Origin of the sequence: Paraburkholderia sp. BR13439, from assembly GCF_040948805.1 — a bacterium.
Taxonomy (GTDB): Bacteria; Pseudomonadota; Gammaproteobacteria; order Burkholderiales; family Burkholderiaceae; genus Paraburkholderia; species Paraburkholderia youngii.
Genome location: NZ_JBFPKN010000129.1, coordinates 1 through 825, shown reverse-complemented (window position 1 = coordinate 825; position 825 = coordinate 1). Strand labels below are relative to the sequence as shown.

At 67.3% G+C, this 825-nt stretch carries 1 protein-coding gene; it reads right to left on the bottom strand.

All coding sequences use genetic code 11. From position 1 onward, the window contains the following. Positions 1-825 (bottom strand): AMP-binding protein (locus tag AB3X96_RS42515; RefSeq protein ID WP_368594415.1); only part of this gene is annotated, 825 nt, incomplete at both ends.

Sequence of the window (825 nt, the reverse complement as noted above, 5' to 3'; positions counted from 1 at the left end):
GGTCCCCCGTGCGATACATCCGCGCGCCCGGCTGCGCACTGAACGGATCGGCCATGAACCGCTGCGCGCTCAGTTCCGGACGCTTCAGGTAGCCACGCGCAACCCCCGCCCCGCCAATGTAGAGCTCACCCACCGCCCCGAACGGCACCGGCTCGCCATGATCGTCCAGCACGTACACCCGCGTGTTCGCAATCGGACGGCCGATCGTTTCAACGACCGCCTCCCCCCTTGCCATGCAGGTCCAGGTCGAATACGTCGTCGTTTCGGACGGAGCGTACAGGTTGCAGATCTTCTCTGCGCCACTGCTGCTGAACACTCTGCCGATCAGGCTGGCGGGCAACCGCTCGCCCGCCAGGTTGATTACGCGCGCCGATGCCGGCACGGCCTGCTGGTCGAGCAGCGCCGCCATCGTCGAGGGAACCGTGTTGATCAGCGAGACATCCAGGGGTGTCTGCGTCAGTGCCAGCGCATCCTCGACAAGATAGAGTGTGCCTCCCTGCGACAGCGTAACGAAGCACTCATAGACCGACAGGTCGAAGCCGATCGAGGTAGAGAACAGCATGCGGCTGGTCTCGGATTCCGCAAACACGCGGCGGCTCCAGTGCAGCAGGTTCACGGTGCTGCGGTGCTCGACCATCACGCCCTTGGGCGTGCCGGTGGAGCCCGACGTGTAGATCACATAGGCCAGATGGTGCGGACCCAGGCCCAGCGCGCGCGCATCCGGATCCGATGACGGCTGCCCGGCCCACGCCGGCGACCCCGCCTCCAGCTCCACCAGCCCCACGCCAGCGAGCGCCTCCTCGCCCAGCGCCGCACGCCCCGCCC